Annotated in this window: 14 protein-coding genes; 9 read left to right on the forward strand and 5 right to left on the reverse strand. The window is 74.2% G+C overall.

Features of this window, described 5'->3' with window-relative positions:
- Positions 1–195: 195 nt before the first annotated feature.
- From IN07_RS03675 to IN07_RS03690, 4 genes are read right to left on the reverse strand one after another with little or no spacing between them, the layout of a single operon-like run.
- Positions 196–1,947 (reverse strand): acetyl/propionyl/methylcrotonyl-CoA carboxylase subunit alpha, encoded by a 1,752-nt coding sequence (locus tag IN07_RS03675; RefSeq protein ID WP_036333754.1) that lies wholly within the window; start codon positions 1,945–1,947, stop codon positions 196–198.
- 46 nt (positions 1,948–1,993) lie between these two features.
- On the reverse strand, positions 1,994–2,596 hold the full coding sequence (locus IN07_RS03680) for a Maf family protein (RefSeq protein WP_081975158.1): 603 nt from the start codon (positions 2,594–2,596) through the stop codon (positions 1,994–1,996).
- A complete protein-coding gene (locus IN07_RS03685; protein ID WP_036333758.1) occupies positions 2,593–2,811 on the reverse strand; it encodes an acyl-CoA carboxylase subunit epsilon in 219 nt (72 codons plus the stop codon). Before IN07_RS03685 ends, IN07_RS03680 begins: the two co-directional genes overlap by 4 nt.
- Positions 2,811–4,439, reverse strand: a complete 1,629-nt coding sequence (locus IN07_RS03690; RefSeq protein ID WP_052090700.1) for an acyl-CoA carboxylase subunit beta — start codon at positions 4,437–4,439, stop codon at positions 2,811–2,813. The genes IN07_RS03685 and IN07_RS03690 overlap by 1 nt, the downstream gene beginning before the upstream one ends.
- 20 nt (positions 4,440–4,459) lie before the next feature.
- On the opposite strand from IN07_RS03690, the gene IN07_RS03695 reads away from it, so the two are divergent.
- From IN07_RS03695 to IN07_RS03715, 5 genes are all read left to right on the forward strand, one after another.
- Positions 4,460–5,287 (forward strand): biotin--[acetyl-CoA-carboxylase] ligase, encoded by an 828-nt coding sequence (locus IN07_RS03695; protein WP_036333760.1) that lies wholly within the window; start codon positions 4,460–4,462, stop codon positions 5,285–5,287.
- 178 nt (positions 5,288–5,465) lie between these two features.
- Positions 5,466–6,860 (forward strand): acyltransferase family protein, encoded by a 1,395-nt coding sequence (locus IN07_RS03700; RefSeq protein ID WP_197058346.1) that lies wholly within the window; start codon positions 5,466–5,468, stop codon positions 6,858–6,860.
- Between the two features lie 84 nt (positions 6,861–6,944).
- The gene (locus tag IN07_RS03705) at positions 6,945–7,508 is read left to right on the forward strand and encodes a PH domain-containing protein (RefSeq protein WP_036333764.1); all 564 of its coding nucleotides are present in this window, start codon (positions 6,945–6,947) and stop codon (positions 7,506–7,508) included.
- Positions 7,509–7,613: 105 nt separating this feature from the next.
- The gene (locus IN07_RS03710; protein WP_036333766.1) at positions 7,614–8,762 is read left to right on the forward strand and encodes an exonuclease SbcCD subunit D; all 1,149 of its coding nucleotides are present in this window, start codon (positions 7,614–7,616) and stop codon (positions 8,760–8,762) included.
- Positions 8,759–11,719: an AAA family ATPase gene (locus IN07_RS03715; RefSeq protein WP_036333768.1), complete on the forward strand. Its 2,961-nt coding sequence runs from the start codon at positions 8,759–8,761 to the stop codon at positions 11,717–11,719. The genes IN07_RS03710 and IN07_RS03715 overlap by 4 nt, the downstream gene beginning before the upstream one ends.
- A 34-nt stretch (positions 11,720–11,753) precedes the next feature.
- Here the strand turns inward: IN07_RS03715 and IN07_RS03720 are convergent, their stop codons facing one another.
- Positions 11,754–12,251 (reverse strand): GtrA family protein, encoded by a 498-nt coding sequence (locus tag IN07_RS03720; protein ID WP_052090702.1) that lies wholly within the window; start codon positions 12,249–12,251, stop codon positions 11,754–11,756.
- Between the two features lie 114 nt (positions 12,252–12,365).
- On the opposite strand from IN07_RS03720, the gene IN07_RS03725 reads away from it, so the two are divergent.
- From IN07_RS03725 to IN07_RS03740, 4 genes are all read left to right on the forward strand, one after another.
- Positions 12,366–12,767 (forward strand): GtrA family protein, encoded by a 402-nt coding sequence (locus IN07_RS03725; protein ID WP_156119021.1) that lies wholly within the window; start codon positions 12,366–12,368, stop codon positions 12,765–12,767.
- A gap of 121 nt (positions 12,768–12,888) precedes the next feature.
- Positions 12,889–14,094 carry a 5-(carboxyamino)imidazole ribonucleotide synthase gene (locus IN07_RS03730; RefSeq protein ID WP_036333772.1) on the forward strand — a complete coding sequence of 402 codons (1,206 nt, stop codon included), beginning with the start codon at positions 12,889–12,891 and terminating at the stop codon, positions 14,092–14,094.
- 9 nt (positions 14,095–14,103) lie between these two features.
- A complete protein-coding gene (purE, locus tag IN07_RS03735; RefSeq protein ID WP_036333774.1) occupies positions 14,104–14,604 on the forward strand; it encodes a 5-(carboxyamino)imidazole ribonucleotide mutase in 501 nt (166 codons plus the stop codon).
- Positions 14,605–14,671: 67 nt separating this feature from the next.
- Positions 14,672–15,826, forward strand: a complete 1,155-nt coding sequence (locus IN07_RS03740; RefSeq protein ID WP_036333776.1) for an acyl-CoA dehydrogenase family protein — start codon at positions 14,672–14,674, stop codon at positions 15,824–15,826.
- The last annotated feature ends 10 nt before the right edge of the window (positions 15,827–15,836 follow it).

A 15,836-nucleotide genomic window follows, 5' to 3' on the forward strand; every position in this document is an offset into this window, starting at 1 on the left:
CGTTCCCCGGTGCGGGGTCCGCGCACGGGTTCGCGTGGTCGACGACGGTGGCGCCGGGCGAGCACCGGGTGTGCGTGTTCGCGATCGACGTGGACGTCCCGTCCCAGAACTCGCTCCTCGGCTGCCGGACGATCACCACGACCTGATCGACCCGAGCTGGGAGCCCGGTCGGATCGGCGAGCGTGCCGGCCGGGATCAGCCGTCGGCGCTGATCGTGCAGAGGACGGCGCCGCTGGTCACGCTGGCGCCGACCTCGGCGGCCAGCCCGGACACCGTGCCGGCCTGGTGCGCCACGATCGGCTGCTCCATCTTCATCGCCTCCAGCACGACCACCAGGTCACCGGCGGCGACGGTGGCGCCGTCGGTCACCGCGACCTTGACGATCGTGCCCTGCATCGGCGCGGTCAGGGAGTCACCCGACGCGGCTGACCCGCCACCCCCGCTGCGCTTGCGCGGCTTGGCCGCACCGGCGGCCGGCGCCGGCCCGCCCGCGGCCAGCCCGGCGGGCAGCGACACCTCCAGGCGGCGGCCGCCGACCTCCACCACGACGGTCTGCCGCGGCTCGGCCTCGTCGGTCTCCGCGGCGGGGCCGTGGGGCTGCACCTGGTTGTCCCACTCGGTCTCGATCCAGCGGGTGTGCACGGTGAACGGCTCGCTGGTGAAGGCCTCGTCGGCGACCACCGCGCGGTGGAACGGGACGACGGTCGGCATGCCCTCCACGACCAGTTCGTCCAGCGCGCGGCGGGCCCGCTGCAGGGCCTCGGTGCGGGTGGCGCCGGTGACGATGAGCTTGGCAAGCATCGAGTCGAACGCACCGGCCACCTCGCCGCCGGTCTCGACCCCGGAGTCCCAGCGCACACCCGGGCCCTGGGGGATCTCCAGCCGGGTCACCGGGCCGGGGGCGGGCATGAAGTTGCGGCCGGCGTCCTCGGCGTTGATCCGGAACTCGATGCTGTGCCCGCGCGGGGTGGGGTCCTCGGTGATCTCCAGCGGCAGGCCCTCGGCGATCCGGAACTGCTGGCGGACCAGGTCGATGCCGGACGTCTCCTCGCTGACCGGGTGCTCGACCTGCAGCCGGGTGTTGACCTCCAGGAAGGAGATCGAGCCGTCGGTGCCGACCAGGTACTCGACGGTCCCGGCGCCGACGTAGCCGGCCTCGGCGCAGATGGCCTTGGCCGAGGAGTGGATCCGCTCCCGCTGCTCGTCGGTGAGGAACGGCGCGGGCGCCTCCTCGACCAGCTTCTGGTTGCGCCGCTGCAGCGAGCAGTCCCGGGTGCCGACGACGACCACCGTGCCGTGCGTGTCGGCCAGCACCTGGGCCTCCACGTGCCGGGGCTCGTCCAGGAACCGCTCGACGAAGCACTCGCCGCGGCCGAACGCCGAGACGGCCTCGCGCACCGCGGAGTCGAACAGCTCGGGGATCTCCTCGAGGGTGCGGGCGACCTTCAGGCCGCGACCGCCGCCGCCGAAGGCGGCCTTGATGGCCACCGGCAGGCCGTGCTCCTGGGCGAAGGCGACCACCTCGTCGGCGTCCGCCACCGGGTCCTTGGTGCCGGGCACCAGCGGGGCGCCGGCGCGGGTGGCGATGTGCCGGGCGGCGACCTTGTCGCCGAGGTCGATGATCGCCTGCGGTGAGGGGCCGATCCAGGTGAGCCCCGCGTCGAGGACTGCCTGGGCGAAGTCGGCGTTCTCCGACAGGAAGCCGTAGCCGGGGTGCACGGCGTCCGCGCCGGACCGGCGGGCAGCGTCGATGATCTTGTCGATCACCAGGTAGGACTCACCCGGGGTGTTCCCGCCGAGGGCGAAGGCCTCGTCCGCGGTGCGCACGTGCAGGGCGTCCCGGTCGGGCTCGGCGTACACCGCGACGCTGGTCAGCCCGGCGTCCCGGCAGGCGCGGGCCACCCGCACCGCGATCTCCCCGCGGTTGGCGATCAGGACCTTCTGCACGTTGGTTCTCCTTCAGTGGCGGGGCGGGCTGACGGGTGCCGGGTGGTCAGCGTCGCCAGAGGTCGGTGATCGCCAGGCCGAGCTTGGCGAGCTGGGTGCGCAGCAGCGGCAGTGAGAGGCCGAGCACCGCGGAGGGGTCGCCCTCGATCCGGCGGACGAACGGTGCGCCCAGCCCGTCGAGGGTGAACGCGCCGGCCACGCCCAGCGGTTCACCGGTGGCCAGGTAGGCCTCCAGCTCCGCCGGTGACGGCGCGGCGAAGTGCACCACGGTGGAGGAGACGCCGACGTCGCGCTGGGCCACGCCGCCGTCCCGCACGTCGAAGACCGCCTGCCCGGTGTGCAGGACGCCGCTGCGCCCGCCCATCCGCTGCCAGCGGCTCCGCGCATCGGCGGTGTCGGCCGGCTTGCCGAGCGACTGGCCGCGGAACTCGAGCACCGAGTCGGCGCCGATCACCACCGCGTCGGTCTGGTCCTTGGCGACGACTGCGGCCTTGGCCGCGGCCAGCAGGGCGACCAGCTCGCCGACCCGTGGCGCGGTCACCGCCGTCTCGTCGACGCCGCTGACCACCACCTCGGGGTTCAGCCCCGCCTGGCGCATCAGCTGCAACCGGGCCGGGGACTGGGAGGCGAGCACGAGGCGGCGGCTCATGACGCCCGCCCCGAGGCGCGCCAGCCACCGGGGCCGGCCGGGAGCGGCCGGCGCAGCAGGTCGGCCCGCTCGCGCCACGCACCGACCGGCGCGGGACGGCGCCGCGGACGCCGCTGGGACAGGGCCGCGACGACGACGGTCAGCGCGGCGAGCTCCTCGGCGCTCGGCTCGCCGCGGACCACCTGCAGCAGTGGGGGCTGGGTCTGTTCGGTCATCAGAGGGGGATGTTCCCGTGCTTCTTGGCGGGCAGGGTCTGGCGCTTGTTCGCCAGCAGCCGCAGCGCGCGGACGACGTGGACGCGGGTGTGCGAGGGCGGGATCACCGCGTCGACGTACCCGCGGTCGGCGGCGATGTAGGGGTTGGCCAGCGTGTCCTCGTAGTCGGTGACCAGCTCGGCGCGCAGCGACTCCGGGTCCTCGGCCGCGGCCAGCTCCTTGCGGTAGAGGATGCCGACGGCCCCCTGCGCACCGATCACCGCGATCTGCGCGGTCGGCCAGGCCAGGTTGACGTCGGCGCCGAGGTGCTTGGAGCCCATCACGTCGTACGCGCCGCCGTAGGCCTTGCGGGTGATCACGGTGATCTTCGGGACGGTCGCCTCCGCGTAGGCGTAGATCAGCTTGGCGCCCCGGCGGATGATCCCGTCCCACTCCTGCGAGGTGCCCGGCAGGAACCCGGGGACGTCGACGAAGGTGAGCACCGGGATGTTGAAGGCGTCGCAGGTGCGCACGAAGCGAGCGGCCTTCTCGCTGGCGTCGATGTCCAGCGTGCCGGCGAGCTGGGTGGGCTGGTTGGCCACGACGCCGACCGGGCGGCCCTCGACCCGGCCGAAGCCGGTGAGGATGTTGGGGCCGAACAGCGCCTGGACCTCGAGGAACTCCCCGTCGTCGAGCACGTGCTCGATGACGGTGTGCATGTCGTAGGGCGTGTTGGGCGAGTCCGGGATGAAGATGTCCAGCTCGCGGTCGTCGTCGGTGAGCGCCTCGGGGAGGGCGATGTCGACCGGGGCGACCTCGATCGCCGGCAGGGGGTCGAGGTTGTTGCTGGGCAGGTGCGACAGCAGGGCCTTAACGTAGTCCAGCGCGTCGGCCTCGTCCTCGGCCAGGTAGTGCGCGACGCCGGACTTGGTGTTGTGGGTGCGGGCACCGCCGAGCTCCTCGAGGGTGACGTCCTCCCCGGTCACCGTCTTCACCACGTCGGGGCCGGTGATGAACATCTGGCTGGTCTTGTCGACCATGACGATGAAGTCGGTGAGCGCGGGGGAGTAGACGTGGCCACCGGCGGCGGCGCCCATCACCAGGGAGATCTGCGGGATGACCCCGGAGGCGTGCACGTTGCGCCGGAAGATCTCGGCGTAGAGGCCGAGGGAGACCACGCCCTCCTGGATCCGCGCGCCACCGCCCTCGTTGATCCCGATGACCGGGCAGCCGTTGCGCATGGCCAGGTCCAGCACCTTGACGATCTTCTCGCCGTAGACCTCGCCGAGGCTGCCGCCGAACACGGTGACGTCCTGGGAGAAGACGCAGACCGGCCGGCCGTCGACCGTGCCGTACCCGGTGACGACGCCGTCCCCGAAGGGCCGCTTGGCGTCCATGCCGAAGTTGGTGGACCGGTGCCGGGCGAACTCGTCGAGCTCGGTGAACGAGCCCGGGTCCAGCAGCGCCTCGATCCGCTCCCGGGCGGTCATCTTCCCGGCGGCGTGCTGCTTGTCCACCGCGCGCTGCGACCCGGCGTGCGTGGCTTCCTCCACCCGCCGCTCGAAGTCGGCCAGCTTGCCGGCGGTGGTGTGCAGGTCGAGGTCGGCGGGGACGTGCTCTCCCGCGCTCTCCAGTTCGGCGGCACTCACAGCGCCGTAGCGTAGGTGACGTGCCCGACAGCCCCCGCACCGCAGCTCCTCCCGCCGACCGGCCGGGCCTCGACGCCGCCGCGCTGACCGCCGCCCTCACCCCCGGCAGCGGTCTGTGGCGGGCGGTCGAGGTGGTCGAGGCGATCGGGTCGACGAACGCCGAGCTGGTCGCCCGTGCGGCCGACGGCGCCGCCGAGGGGCTGGTGCTGGTGGCCGAGCACCAGGAGGCCGGCCGCGGACGGCTGGACCGCACCTGGGTCTCCCCGCCGCGGGCAGGGCTGACGGTCTCGGTGCTGCTGCGGCCCGACGTCCCGGCGGCCCGGCGGGCCTGGCTCTCGCTGCTGACCGGGGTGGCGCTGGCCGAGGCGGTCGGGGAGGTGGCCGGCGTCCGCACATCGCTGAAGTGGCCCAACGACCTGCTCGCCGCCGACGGCCGGAAGCTGGCCGGCATCCTGGCCGAGAGCTCGGGCAACGCCGTGGTGGTGGGCGTCGGGCTCAACGTCTCGACCCGCACCGACGAGCTGCCCGACACCGGCACCTCCCTGGAGGTGGTGGGTCAGCAGCCGGTCGACCGGACGGCGGTGCTGCTGGCCTTCCTGCGGGCGCTGGAGCAGCGCTACGCCCGCTGGTCGCAGGTGCTCGGCGACCCGGTCTCCTCCGGCCTCGCCCAGGACTACCTGGCCTGGTGCAGCACCGTGGGGGCCGCCGTCGCCGTGACGATGCCCGACGGCTCGACCCTCGACGGGGTCGCCGAGGCGGTGGACTGGGACGGTCGGCTCGTGGTCCGCACCGACGCGGGGCTCTTGGAGCTCGCGTCCGGCGACGTGCGGCACGTGCGCGGGCGGTGACGGCGCCGGACCCGGTCCGCCGGGTCCGGGGCTGGTGTGACAGGTGTGCCGACTTGTCGGCTTCGCACAACAGGTGCAGGGCACTTGGTGGTGTCGTCGACTCAACTCGGCGTCATCGGCCGATAACTTTCCGTTCACGGGCTTCCCAGCTGAGGTCGACCATGAACGAAGGACTCCAGTGCCAACTCCAGCGCATGCCTCCCCGGCCGCACCCCGCACCGGACAGAGTGAAATCCGTGCCCTGACCGGTCTGCGCATCATCGCGGCCGGCTGGGTGGTGCTGGTCCACTTCGGCGCCTTCCTGGCCCCGTACACCGACCAGTTCGTGTTCGTGCGGGCGGTCCTCGGGGCGGGCTGGATCGGGGTGGAGCTCTTCTTCATCCTCAGCGGCTTCCTGCTGACCCGCGGTTACCTCGACGAGTGCGGCCGTCGTCCGACCCCGCGCACGGTCGGTCGGTTCCTGTTCAACCGGTTCGCGCGGGTCTGGCCCGCCTGGGCGCTGGTGACGGTGCTGATGGGCGGCTGGCTGTTCCTGGTGCGGGCCAGCGGCCGGACCGCGGACGTCTACACGGTCCACCCCGAGGTGACGGTGGAGGCGATCGCCCGCCAGCTGAGCATGACCCAGATGTGGGGCATGCCGAACATGGTGGGCGCCAGCTTCGTGGCGCCCGGATGGTCCATCAGTGCCGAGTGGACCGCCTACCTCGCGTTCCCCGTGCTCGCCGTGCTGCTGCGCCCGCTGCGCCACCTGCACCCGGTGGTCAACCTCGGGCTGGCGCACGCGGCGGTCGTGCCGCTGGCCCTCGTCGCCTACCGGACCGGGCCGATGGACGCCGACTCGAGCTGGGTCCTCCGGATCGCCTGCGGCTTCCTCGCCGGGGTGTTCGTGGCGCTCGCCCTGCGGGACGTGCGGCCGAGCGCGCGCACGGAGTCGATCGGCCTGGCCCTCTCGGTCGCCAGCATCTTCCTGCTCGTCATGCTCTGCTTCTGGGCCACCTGGCGGCGGGGCGGCGAGCTGGCCGACTACTCGCAGGTGGCCGTGCTGGCCTTCCCCGGGCTCATCGCCGGGCTCGCCCTGACCACCCGGGGACCGGCCCGGCTGCTCGCGACCCCGGCCCTCGTCTACGGCGGCAGGATCTCCTACTGCCTGTACCTGACGCACTACCTGCTCCTCGACGTGATGTGCACCGTGCTGTGGCAGGACCCCGCCCAGCGATGGGTGTTGACCCCGGCGATCACCCTGGGCATGCCATTCCTGCTGCTCGCCACGCTGCCGGTCAGTGCGGCGCTGTACCACCTCGTGGAGGAGCCGGCGCGCCGGGCCCTGGTGGGTCTGCTCCGGCCGGCCCAGCGGCCGGCGGCCAAGGGGCCGGTCCGGGTCGGGGCGTCGGTGCACGTGTTGCCCGTGGTCCCACGCACGGGGCTGCACACCGTCGCCGCGCCGGGCGACCCGAGCCGGCCGCAGGCGCCCCGGACCTCGGTCTCGGCGGCCGTGCCGTCGGTGCCGCACCCCCGCCGGGCGGTCCCGGTGGAGTCGCAGACCGACTGGCTGCCGGCCCAGGTCGGCACCTGATCCTCGGCCCGTCGGCGGAGGGCGTCGGCCCGACACGCGTGCGCAGAGCGGTGACGGCGAGGGCTGGTGCACCATCCTGTCGTCATGGCCTATCCGGACAAGGTCCTGGCCGGCGACGAGGAGGTCGTCCGCCACCTGCACCCGCACTGGCTGACCGTCTTCTGGCCGATCGTGGCGTTCCTGGCGCTGGTCGGCCTGGCCTCCTTCGGCGCCGCCGTCGTCCCCGCGGGGGACCAGCAGGGGACGTACCGGCTGGTCGTCGTCGGCGTCGCCGTCGTCCTCACGGTGTTCCTGGTCGTCGCCCCGCTGCTGCGCTGGCGCACCACGCACTACGTGGTCACCACCCACCGGTTGCTGTACCGGGCCGGCATCCTCTCCCGGCACGGCCGCGACATCGGCCTGTCCCGGATCACCGACGTCTCCTACCGGCAGACGCTGGGGGAGCGGCTGGTCAACTCGGGCACGGTCTCGATCGAGACGGCGGGGGAGGGCGGCCCGACCGTGTTCCGGGCGATCCCGGACAGCGAGGGGGTGCAGCAGCTGCTCAACCAGCTCGTCGAGGAGGACGCCGACCGGCGGGCCCGGGAGAGCGCCGCGTACCTGGGCGAGTACCACCGCGGGGACACGCACCCGACCCAGCAGTTCTGAGCCGTAGGAAGTCCTGGGCCGTAGGAGCGCCTCCGGCGCCGCCGGACCGGTCCGTCACGGCGTGCCTGGACGGTTCTGTCGGAGGGGCCACCTAACGTCCCGGGCATGCGGCTGCTGCACACCTCGGACTGGCACATCGGCCGCTCTCTGCACGGCACCGACCTGCTCGCCGAGCAGGAGCAGGTGCTGGGCGGGCTGGCCGACGTCGTCCGCGCGGAGTCCGTCGACGTGGTCCTGGTCGCCGGCGACGTCTACGACCGCGCCGTCCCCTCGGCGGACGCCACCGGTGTGCTGGACCGGGTGCTGATGCGGCTGCGGAGCGCGGGCGCCCAGGTGGTCCTCACCCCCGGCAACCACGACTCGGCCCGCCGGCTGGGGTTCGGCGCCGGGCTGCTGGCCCGGTCCGGGGTGCACGTCCGGGCGATGACCCCGGCGCTCGACGAGCCGGTGATGCTGGACGACGAGCACGGTGACGTCGCGGTGTACGGCCTGCCCTACCTCGAGCCGGAGGTGGCCCGGCACGAGCTGGGGCTCCCCGACGCCCGCGGCCACGAGGCGGTCGTGGGCGCGGCGATGGACCGGGTCCGGGCCGACCTGTTCCTCCGCCCGCGCACCCGGTCGGTCGTGCTGGCGCACGCCTTCGTCGGCGGCGGGCTCCCCAGCGAGAGCGAGCGGGACATCTGCGTGGGTGGGGTCGACCTGGTCTCCGCCGCGGTCTTCGACGGCATCGACTACGTCGCGCTGGGGCACCTGCACCGGCCGCAGTCGCTCAGCGACCGGATCCGCTACAGCGGTTCGCCGCTCGCCTACTCCTTCGGCGAGGCCGGTCAGCAGAAGCAGGCCTGGCTGGTCGACCTCGACGCCTCCGGGCTGTCCGAGGTGCGGCCGGTCCCGCTCCCGACGCCCCGGCCGCTGACCGTGCTGCGCGGCGAGCTCGCCGAGCTGCTCGCCGACCCGGAGCTGGCGTCGGTGACCGAGCACTTCGTCTCCGCCCAGCTCACCGATGCGATCCGGCCGGCCGACCCGATGCGCCAACTGCAGGGCCGCTTCCCGCACGCCGTGCACCTGGAGTGGGCCGGCACGGGCCCGGCCGGCGATCAGCGCAGCTACACCGAGCGGCTGGCCGGCCGCAGTGACCTGGAGGTCGCCGGCGAGTTCGTCTCCCACGTCCGCACGGTGGGCGCCACCCCGGCCGAGCTCGAGCTGCTGGGCCGCGCGCTGGCCGCGGCTGCGCACGAGGAGGCGCTGGCATGAGGGTCCACACCCTCGCGCTGAGCGCCTTCGGACCGTTCGCCGACCGGGTCGAGGTCGACCTGGACGACGTGGGCCGGGACGGGCTGTTCCTGCTCTGGGGCCCGACCGGCGCCGGCAAGACGACGCTGCTCGACGCGGTGGTGTACGCCCTCTACGGCACCGTCCCGGGAGCCCGGGGCGAGGAGAAGCGGTTGCGCAGCGACCACGCCGCCGAGCAGGTCCGCACCGAGGTGGAGTGCGAGGTCACCCTCGGCGGGGAGCGCTTGCTGGTCACCCGCCGGCCCGAGCAGCAGCGGCCCAAGCGGCGCGGCACCGGCTGGACGACGGAGCAGGCCAAGCTCACCGTGCAGCGCTGGACGGCGGCCGGCTGGGAGCCGGTCAGCACCCGGATCGACGAGGGCTCCGAGCACCTGCGCAGCCGGCTGGGTCTCTCGGCCGAGCAGTTCTGCCAGGTGGTGCTGCTCCCGCAGGGCGACTTCGCACGCTTCCTGCGGGCCGAGCCGGAGGACCGCGGCCGGCTGCTCCGCACCCTCTTCGACGTCGGCCGCTTCGCCCGGGTCGAGGAGTGGCTCGCCGACCAGCGGTCCGTCGCCCGCGGGCAGTGGGACGAGGCGCGGCTGCGGGCCAGCACGCTGCTCGCCCGGGTGGCGCAGGTGGCCGACGTCGACGTTCCCGAGGAGCTGGCCCCGGAGCTGGTCGGTGCCACGCCGCACGCCTCGGCCGGTGCATGGGTGCAGCGCGTCCGGGCGGAGGTCGCCGGCCGGCTCGCCGACCAGGTGATCGAGGCCGAGCGGGCGGCCGCCGAGGTCGAGCGGGTCGACGCCGTGCTGGCCGACGCCCGGGCCGAGCTCGACCGGCACACCCGGCGTGACCGGGCCCGTGCCGAGCTCGGCCGGCTGCAGGCCGAGGAGGCGGAGCTGGTGCCCCTGCGTGGGGCGCTGGACGCCGGTGGCCGGGCAGAGCCGGTGCGCGACGTGCTGGAGGCGGCCGGTCGGGCGGCGCTGGACGCCGAGGGCGCCGCGGGGCACCTGGAGTCGGTCCGCCGCCGCTGGACGGAGGTGGCCGCCGGCCGCCCGGCCGACACCGTGCTGGCGCGGGCGCTGCGCGACGAGGTCGCTGCGCTCCGCGCACTGCTGCCCGACGTCGACCGCGCCGCCGAACTGGCCCGCGTGGTCGGCGAGGCCACTCGCCGGGTCGAGGCGCTGCAGACGCGCTGCGCCCAGGACGAGGCGGCCGCGCAGGAGTGGCCGACGCGGCTGGCCGAGCAGGAGGCCGGGGTCGGCGAGGCCGCGGAGGCGGCGTCGAGCCTGCCCGGGCTGACCGCCGCGCTCGAGGGCCGGCGCACCGCCCTCGCCGCGGCCCGGGCCGCCGACTCGCTGGCCGGCCGCCGGGAGCAGCAGCGCGACGACGTCGACGCCGCCCGGGAGGCCTGGCTGGACGCCCGGGAGAAGTGGGGTGACCTGCGCACCCGGCGGCTGGACGGGATGGCCGCCGAGCTGGCCACCGGCCTGGCCGACGGCCAGGACTGCCCGGTGTGCGGTGCGCTGGAGCACCCGCGGCTCGCCCAGCACGACGGCCCACTGGTGACCCAGGCCGACGAGGACGCCGCCCGCACGGCCGCAGAGGAGCGCGAGGCCCGGCTCAGCGTCCTGCGCACCGCCCTCGAGGAGACCGACCGGGAGCTCGCGGTGCTCCGTGCCCAGGCCGGTCCGGAGCCGTTGGCCGACAAGGAGGCCGCCCTCGCCGAGGCCGCTCACCAGGAGGCGCAGGCGCGCACCGCGGCCGGGACCCTGGACGGCGCACGCCAGGCGCTGACCGCGCTGGTGGCCCAGCGGGACGCCGCGCTGGCGGCCGCCGCCACTGCCCGCGAGGAGCTGGCGCGGCTGACCGCCGAGCGCGCCGCGGCGCAGGAGACGCTCGCCACGGTGCAGCAGCGGCTGCGCGCCGCACAGGGGGAGGACCCCGGCATCGCCCCCCGGATCAGCCGCCTCACCACCGAGGCCGAACGGTGCGAGGCGCTCGTGGAGGCCGAGGGCGCCGAACTGCGCGCCCGCACGGCGGCCGACGCAGCTCGTCGGCTCGCCGAGGAACGCGTCGCCGACGCCGGGTTCCCCGATCTGCTGGCCGCCGCGGACGCCCTGCTGGACCGGGCCACCGCCGCGTCGACCGGCCGGCGGGTGGCCGAGCACGACCAGCGGTGGTCGGTGGTCACCGCGACGCTCGCCGAACCGGAGCTCGCCGACCTCGCACCCCGGCCGGACCTGGACGCGCTCACCGCCAGCTGCCGCGGCGCGACCCGCACCCGGGAGGCCGCTGTGGGCGCGCTGGCCGAGGTGCGCCGCTGCGCGGACGACCTGGAGTCCCTCACCGCCGACCTCACCGAGATCGAGGTGGAGCTGGACGAGCGCCGGGCCCACGCCGAGCAGGTCACCGCGCTCGCCGACCTGGTCAACGGCCGCGGGGCCAACACCCTGCGGATGCGGCTGCAGTCGTTCGTGCTCGCCGCCCGGCTGGAGCAGGTCGCGGCCGTCGCCAGTCGGCGGCTGCGGGACATGTCCGGCGGCCGGTACACGTTCCTGCACAGCGACGCCCAGGGGCGGCACGGGGCCCGCGGCGGGCTGGGCCTGGACGTCCTCGACGAGTACACCGGCGTCCGGCGGCCGACCAAGACGCTCTCCGGCGGGGAGAGCTTCATGGCCTCCCTGGCCCTCGCCCTGGGCCTGGCCGACGTCGTCACGGCCGAGAGCGGTGGGGTCCGGATCGACACGCTCTTCGTCGACGAGGGCTTCGGCACCCTGGACCCGCAGTCGCTGGACGCGGTGATGACCGTCCTGGACGAGCTCCGCCGGGGCGGCCGGACCGTCGGCGTGATCAGTCACGTCGAGGAGCTGCGGACCAGGATCAGCAGCCGCCTGGAGGTGATCGCGAGCCGGGAGGGCTCCCGGCTCGCGAGCTGACCGGCTCTGGGTGGACCGGCTCTGGGTGGACCGGTCAGGCGGTGCCGTCGCTGAGCACCGGCTGACGTGGGCCGGTGCGGGCGTGGACGGAGTCGAGGGCCGGGAAGACCCAGCGACGGTAGGACAGGTACCGGATGGCGGTGCCGAGGACGATGGAGGCGATGTTCGCGGCCTGCATCACCAGGGCGCTCTCCTGGTCCAGGCCGTACCGGACCGCGGCGACGATGCCCAGCCCGAGCAGCAGCGTCGCGCCGTTGATCATGGCGAAGAGCGCGTACTCCCGCCCGACCCCGGTGCGCGCCCGATGGGCGAACGACCAGTAACGGTGCCCGAGGTAGGCCACCGTCATCGAGACCAGGGTCGACCCCAGCTTGGCCGTGACGGCGCCCGTGCCCACGTGCGCGTAGAGCAGCTGGAACAAGCCGATGTCGATGAAGAAGCAGATCCCGCCCACGACGCCGAAGGCGCTGAACTCCTTCAGCAGCAGCCGCCACCCTCTGCGCAGGCGGCCACCCGGTGGGTCGAAGGACATGCCTCCAGCCTAGGAGGCCCGCGGAGTCGGGGCCTGTGCTGCGCCGGCGCGCTGGTGCGCCGGGCCGCCTGCGGCCCGACGGGTGGCAGCACCGCGCTGCACTAGCGTGCCCACGTGACCGTCCCACCCCCAGCCCGGCTCCCGCGGATCTCGCCCACGATGGTCCGGTACGTCGGCGTCGGGGTGCTGAGCCTCGTCGTGGACGCCGGGACCCTGTGGCTCCTCTACGACGTCGTGGGACGGTCGCTGTGGCTGGCCACGACGGCGGGCTTCTGGCTGAGCTTCGCGGTCAACTTCATGGCCAACAAGTACTTCACCTTCGGGGTACGCACCGACGGCACTCGCCAACTGCTCCGGTACGGCCTGCTGGTGGTGCTCAACTACCTCGCCAACCTGGGGATCGTGACCGGCCTGGTGGCGGTCGGCCTCCCGGCGGTGCTGGCCAAGGTGATCGCGGTGGCGCTGCTCACCGGGTTGAACTTCTTCGCCTACCGCCACTGGGTCTTCCGTTCCTGAGTGGCCGGGACGCCGGTTCCGTGGACCCGGCGGAGCCCCGGGGCAGCTGGCGGCCCGGATGACCCGGCCGGCGACCCCGGAGGCGTGCCGGGTGGACGAGCGATCTAGCCTTCCGGGCACCATGGGCACTCCCACAGACCGCCGCACCGGACTCCCGGTCGTAGCCATGGTCGGCGGGGGCCAGTTGTCCCGGATGACGCACCAGGCGGCGATCGCGCTGGGCCAGTCGCTCCGGGTGCTGGCCGCCGACCCGGCCGAGTCCGCGGCCCTCGTGGCCGCCGACGTCCAGCTCGGCGACCACAACGAGCTCGCCGACCTCCGCCGCCTCGCCGCGGGCGCCACCGTGGTCACCTTCGACCACGAGCACGTCCCGACCGAGCACCTGCGCGCGCTGGAGGCCGACGGCCACCGGGTCGCCCCCGGCCCCGCCGCCCTGGTGCACGCCCAGGACAAGCTGGTGCTCCGCCGGGCACTGGCCGAGGCGGGGGAGCCGCAGCCGGCCTGGGCCGAGGTCCGCACGGTGCACGACGTGACCGCCTTCGCCGACGGCGTCGGCTGGCCGGTGGTGCTGAAGACCCCCCGCGGCGGCTACGACGGCAAGGGCGTGTTCGTCGTCTCCGGCCCCGACCAGGTCGCCGACCTCCTCGAGCGGCACGGCACCCTGCTCGCCGAGGAGCGGGTGGGCATGGTCCGCGAGCTGTCGGCGCAGGTCGCCCGGTCCCCGTTCGGCCAGGTCGCGGTGTGGCCGGTGGTCGAGACGATCCAGCGGGACGGCGTCTGCAACGAGGTGCTGGCGCCGGCCCCCGGCCTGTCCGAGGAGCTGGCCACCGCCGCCCAGGAGCTCGCCGTCCGGATCGCCGACCGGCTCGGGGTGGTGGGCATGCTGGCCGTGGAGCTGTTCGAGACCGCCGACGGGGTCCTGGTCAACGAGCTGGCGATGCGCCCGCACAACTCCGGGCACTGGACCATCGAGGGCGCCCGCACCAGCCAGTTCGAGCAGCACCTGCGCGCCGTCCTGGACTACCCGCTGGGGTCGACGGCGATGACCGCGCCGGTGGTCGTCATGGCCAACGTGCTCGGCGGCGCCACCGCGGACGAGAGCTGGGACGGGCCCGGTCTGGACGAGCGGGTCCACCACCTGATGGCGCACTGGCCCGACGTGAAGCTGCACTGGTACGGCAAGGGCCAGCGCCGCGGTCGCAAGCTCGGCCACGTCACCGCGCTGGGCGACGACCTGGCCGAGGTGCGGGCCCGCGCGGTGGCTGCCGCCCGCTACCTGGCCGACGGCGTCGTCGACCCCGCGTTCGCCTTCGACACCGAGCACTGAGGAGTGGCCGTGAGCGACCCGATCGTCGGCATCGTCATGGGCAGCGACTCCGACTGGCCGATGATGGAGCCCGCCGCCCAGGCGCTGGCCGAGTTCGACGTCCCGTGGGAGGCGCACGTCGTCTCCGCGCACCGCACCCCGCGGCGGATGCTCGACTACGCCGAGTCCGCTGCGGGCCGGGGGCTGCGGGTGGTGATCGCCGGAGCCGGGGGAGCAGCGCACCTGCCCGGGATGGTCGCCGCAGCGACGCCGCTGCCGGTGATCGGCGTGCCCCGGCCGTTGGACCGGTTGGACGGGCTGGACAGCCTGCTGTCGATCGTGCAGATGCCGGCCGGCGTCCCGGTGGCGACGGTGTCGATCGGCGGCGGGCGCAACGCCGGCCTGCTCGCGGTGCGCATCCTGGCGGCCGGCGACGACCGGTTGCGCGCCGCCGTGGAGCGGTTCCAGGCGGACCTGGCGGCGTCCGTCGTCGCCCGGGACGACGCGCTGCAGCAGCGGATCGCACCCTGACCGGTCACCACCCCGCCGTGGGGTGAGTCGCTTCCCTGGGCAGCCCGGCCGGGCTTAGCATCTACCGGTGGGTAACAACGCCGGGCTGTACGCGCTGACCGAGGAGCACGAGGCGATCCGGGAGGCGGTCCGCGAGATCGCCGAACGGGAGATCGCCCCCTTCGCCGCGGAGGTGGACGCCGAGTCCCGCTACCCGGTGGAGGCGCAGAAGGCGCTCACCGCGGCGGGCTTCCACGCCACGCACGTCCCGGAGGCCTACGGCGGTGAGGGCGCCGACGCGATCGCCACCTGCATCGTGATCGAGGAGGTCGCCCGGGTCGACGTCAGCGCCTCGCTGATCCCCGCGGTGAACAAGCTCGGCTCGGTGCCGGTGATCCTGTCGGCGTCCGAGGACCTCAAGCAGCGGGTGCTGCCCTCGATCGCCGCCGGCGACGCGATGATCAGCTACGGGCTCTCCGAGCGCGAGGCCGGCTCCGACGCCGCGGCGATGCGGACCCGGGCCCGGCTCGAGGGCGACAGCTGGGTGCTCAACGGGACCAAGGCGTGGATCACCAACGCGAGCGTCTCGGAGTGGTTCACGGTCATGGCCGTCACCGACCCGGAGAAGGGCGCCAACGGGATCTCCGCCTTCGTCGTGCACCGCGACGACCCCGGCTTCGCCGTGGGCCCCAAGGAGAAGAAGATGGGCATCAAGGGCTCGCCCACCTGCGAGCTCTACTTCACCGACTGCACCATCCCCGCCGACCGGATCGTGGGAGAGCCCGGCACCGGGTTCAAGACGGCGCTGCGGACGCTGGACTTCACCCGGCCGACCATCGGGGCCCAGGCGGTCGGGGTCGCCCAGGGCGCACTGGACGCCGCGATCGCCTACACCAAGGACCGCCGCCAGTTCGGCTCCGCGGTCAGCGACTTCCAGGGCGTCCAGTTCATGCTCGCCGACATGGACATGAGGATCCAGGCAGCCCGGCACCTGGTGTACGTGGCAGCTGCCGCCGGTGAGCAGGGGCGCCCCGACGTCACCCGGGTCTCCGCTGCGGCCAAGGCCTTCGCCTCCGACACCGCCATGCAGGTGACCACCGACGCCGTCCAGCTCTTCGGCGGGGCCGGTTACACCCAGGACTTCCCGGTCGAGCGGATGATGCGCGACGCCAAGATCACCCAGATCTACGAGGGCACCAACCAGGTGCAGCGCATGGTCATCGCCCGGAGCCTCCTGAGGTAGGTCGCCGGCC

Origin of the sequence: Modestobacter caceresii (assembly GCF_000761485.1) — a bacterium.
GTDB lineage: Bacteria > Actinomycetota > Actinomycetes > Mycobacteriales > Geodermatophilaceae > Modestobacter > Modestobacter caceresii.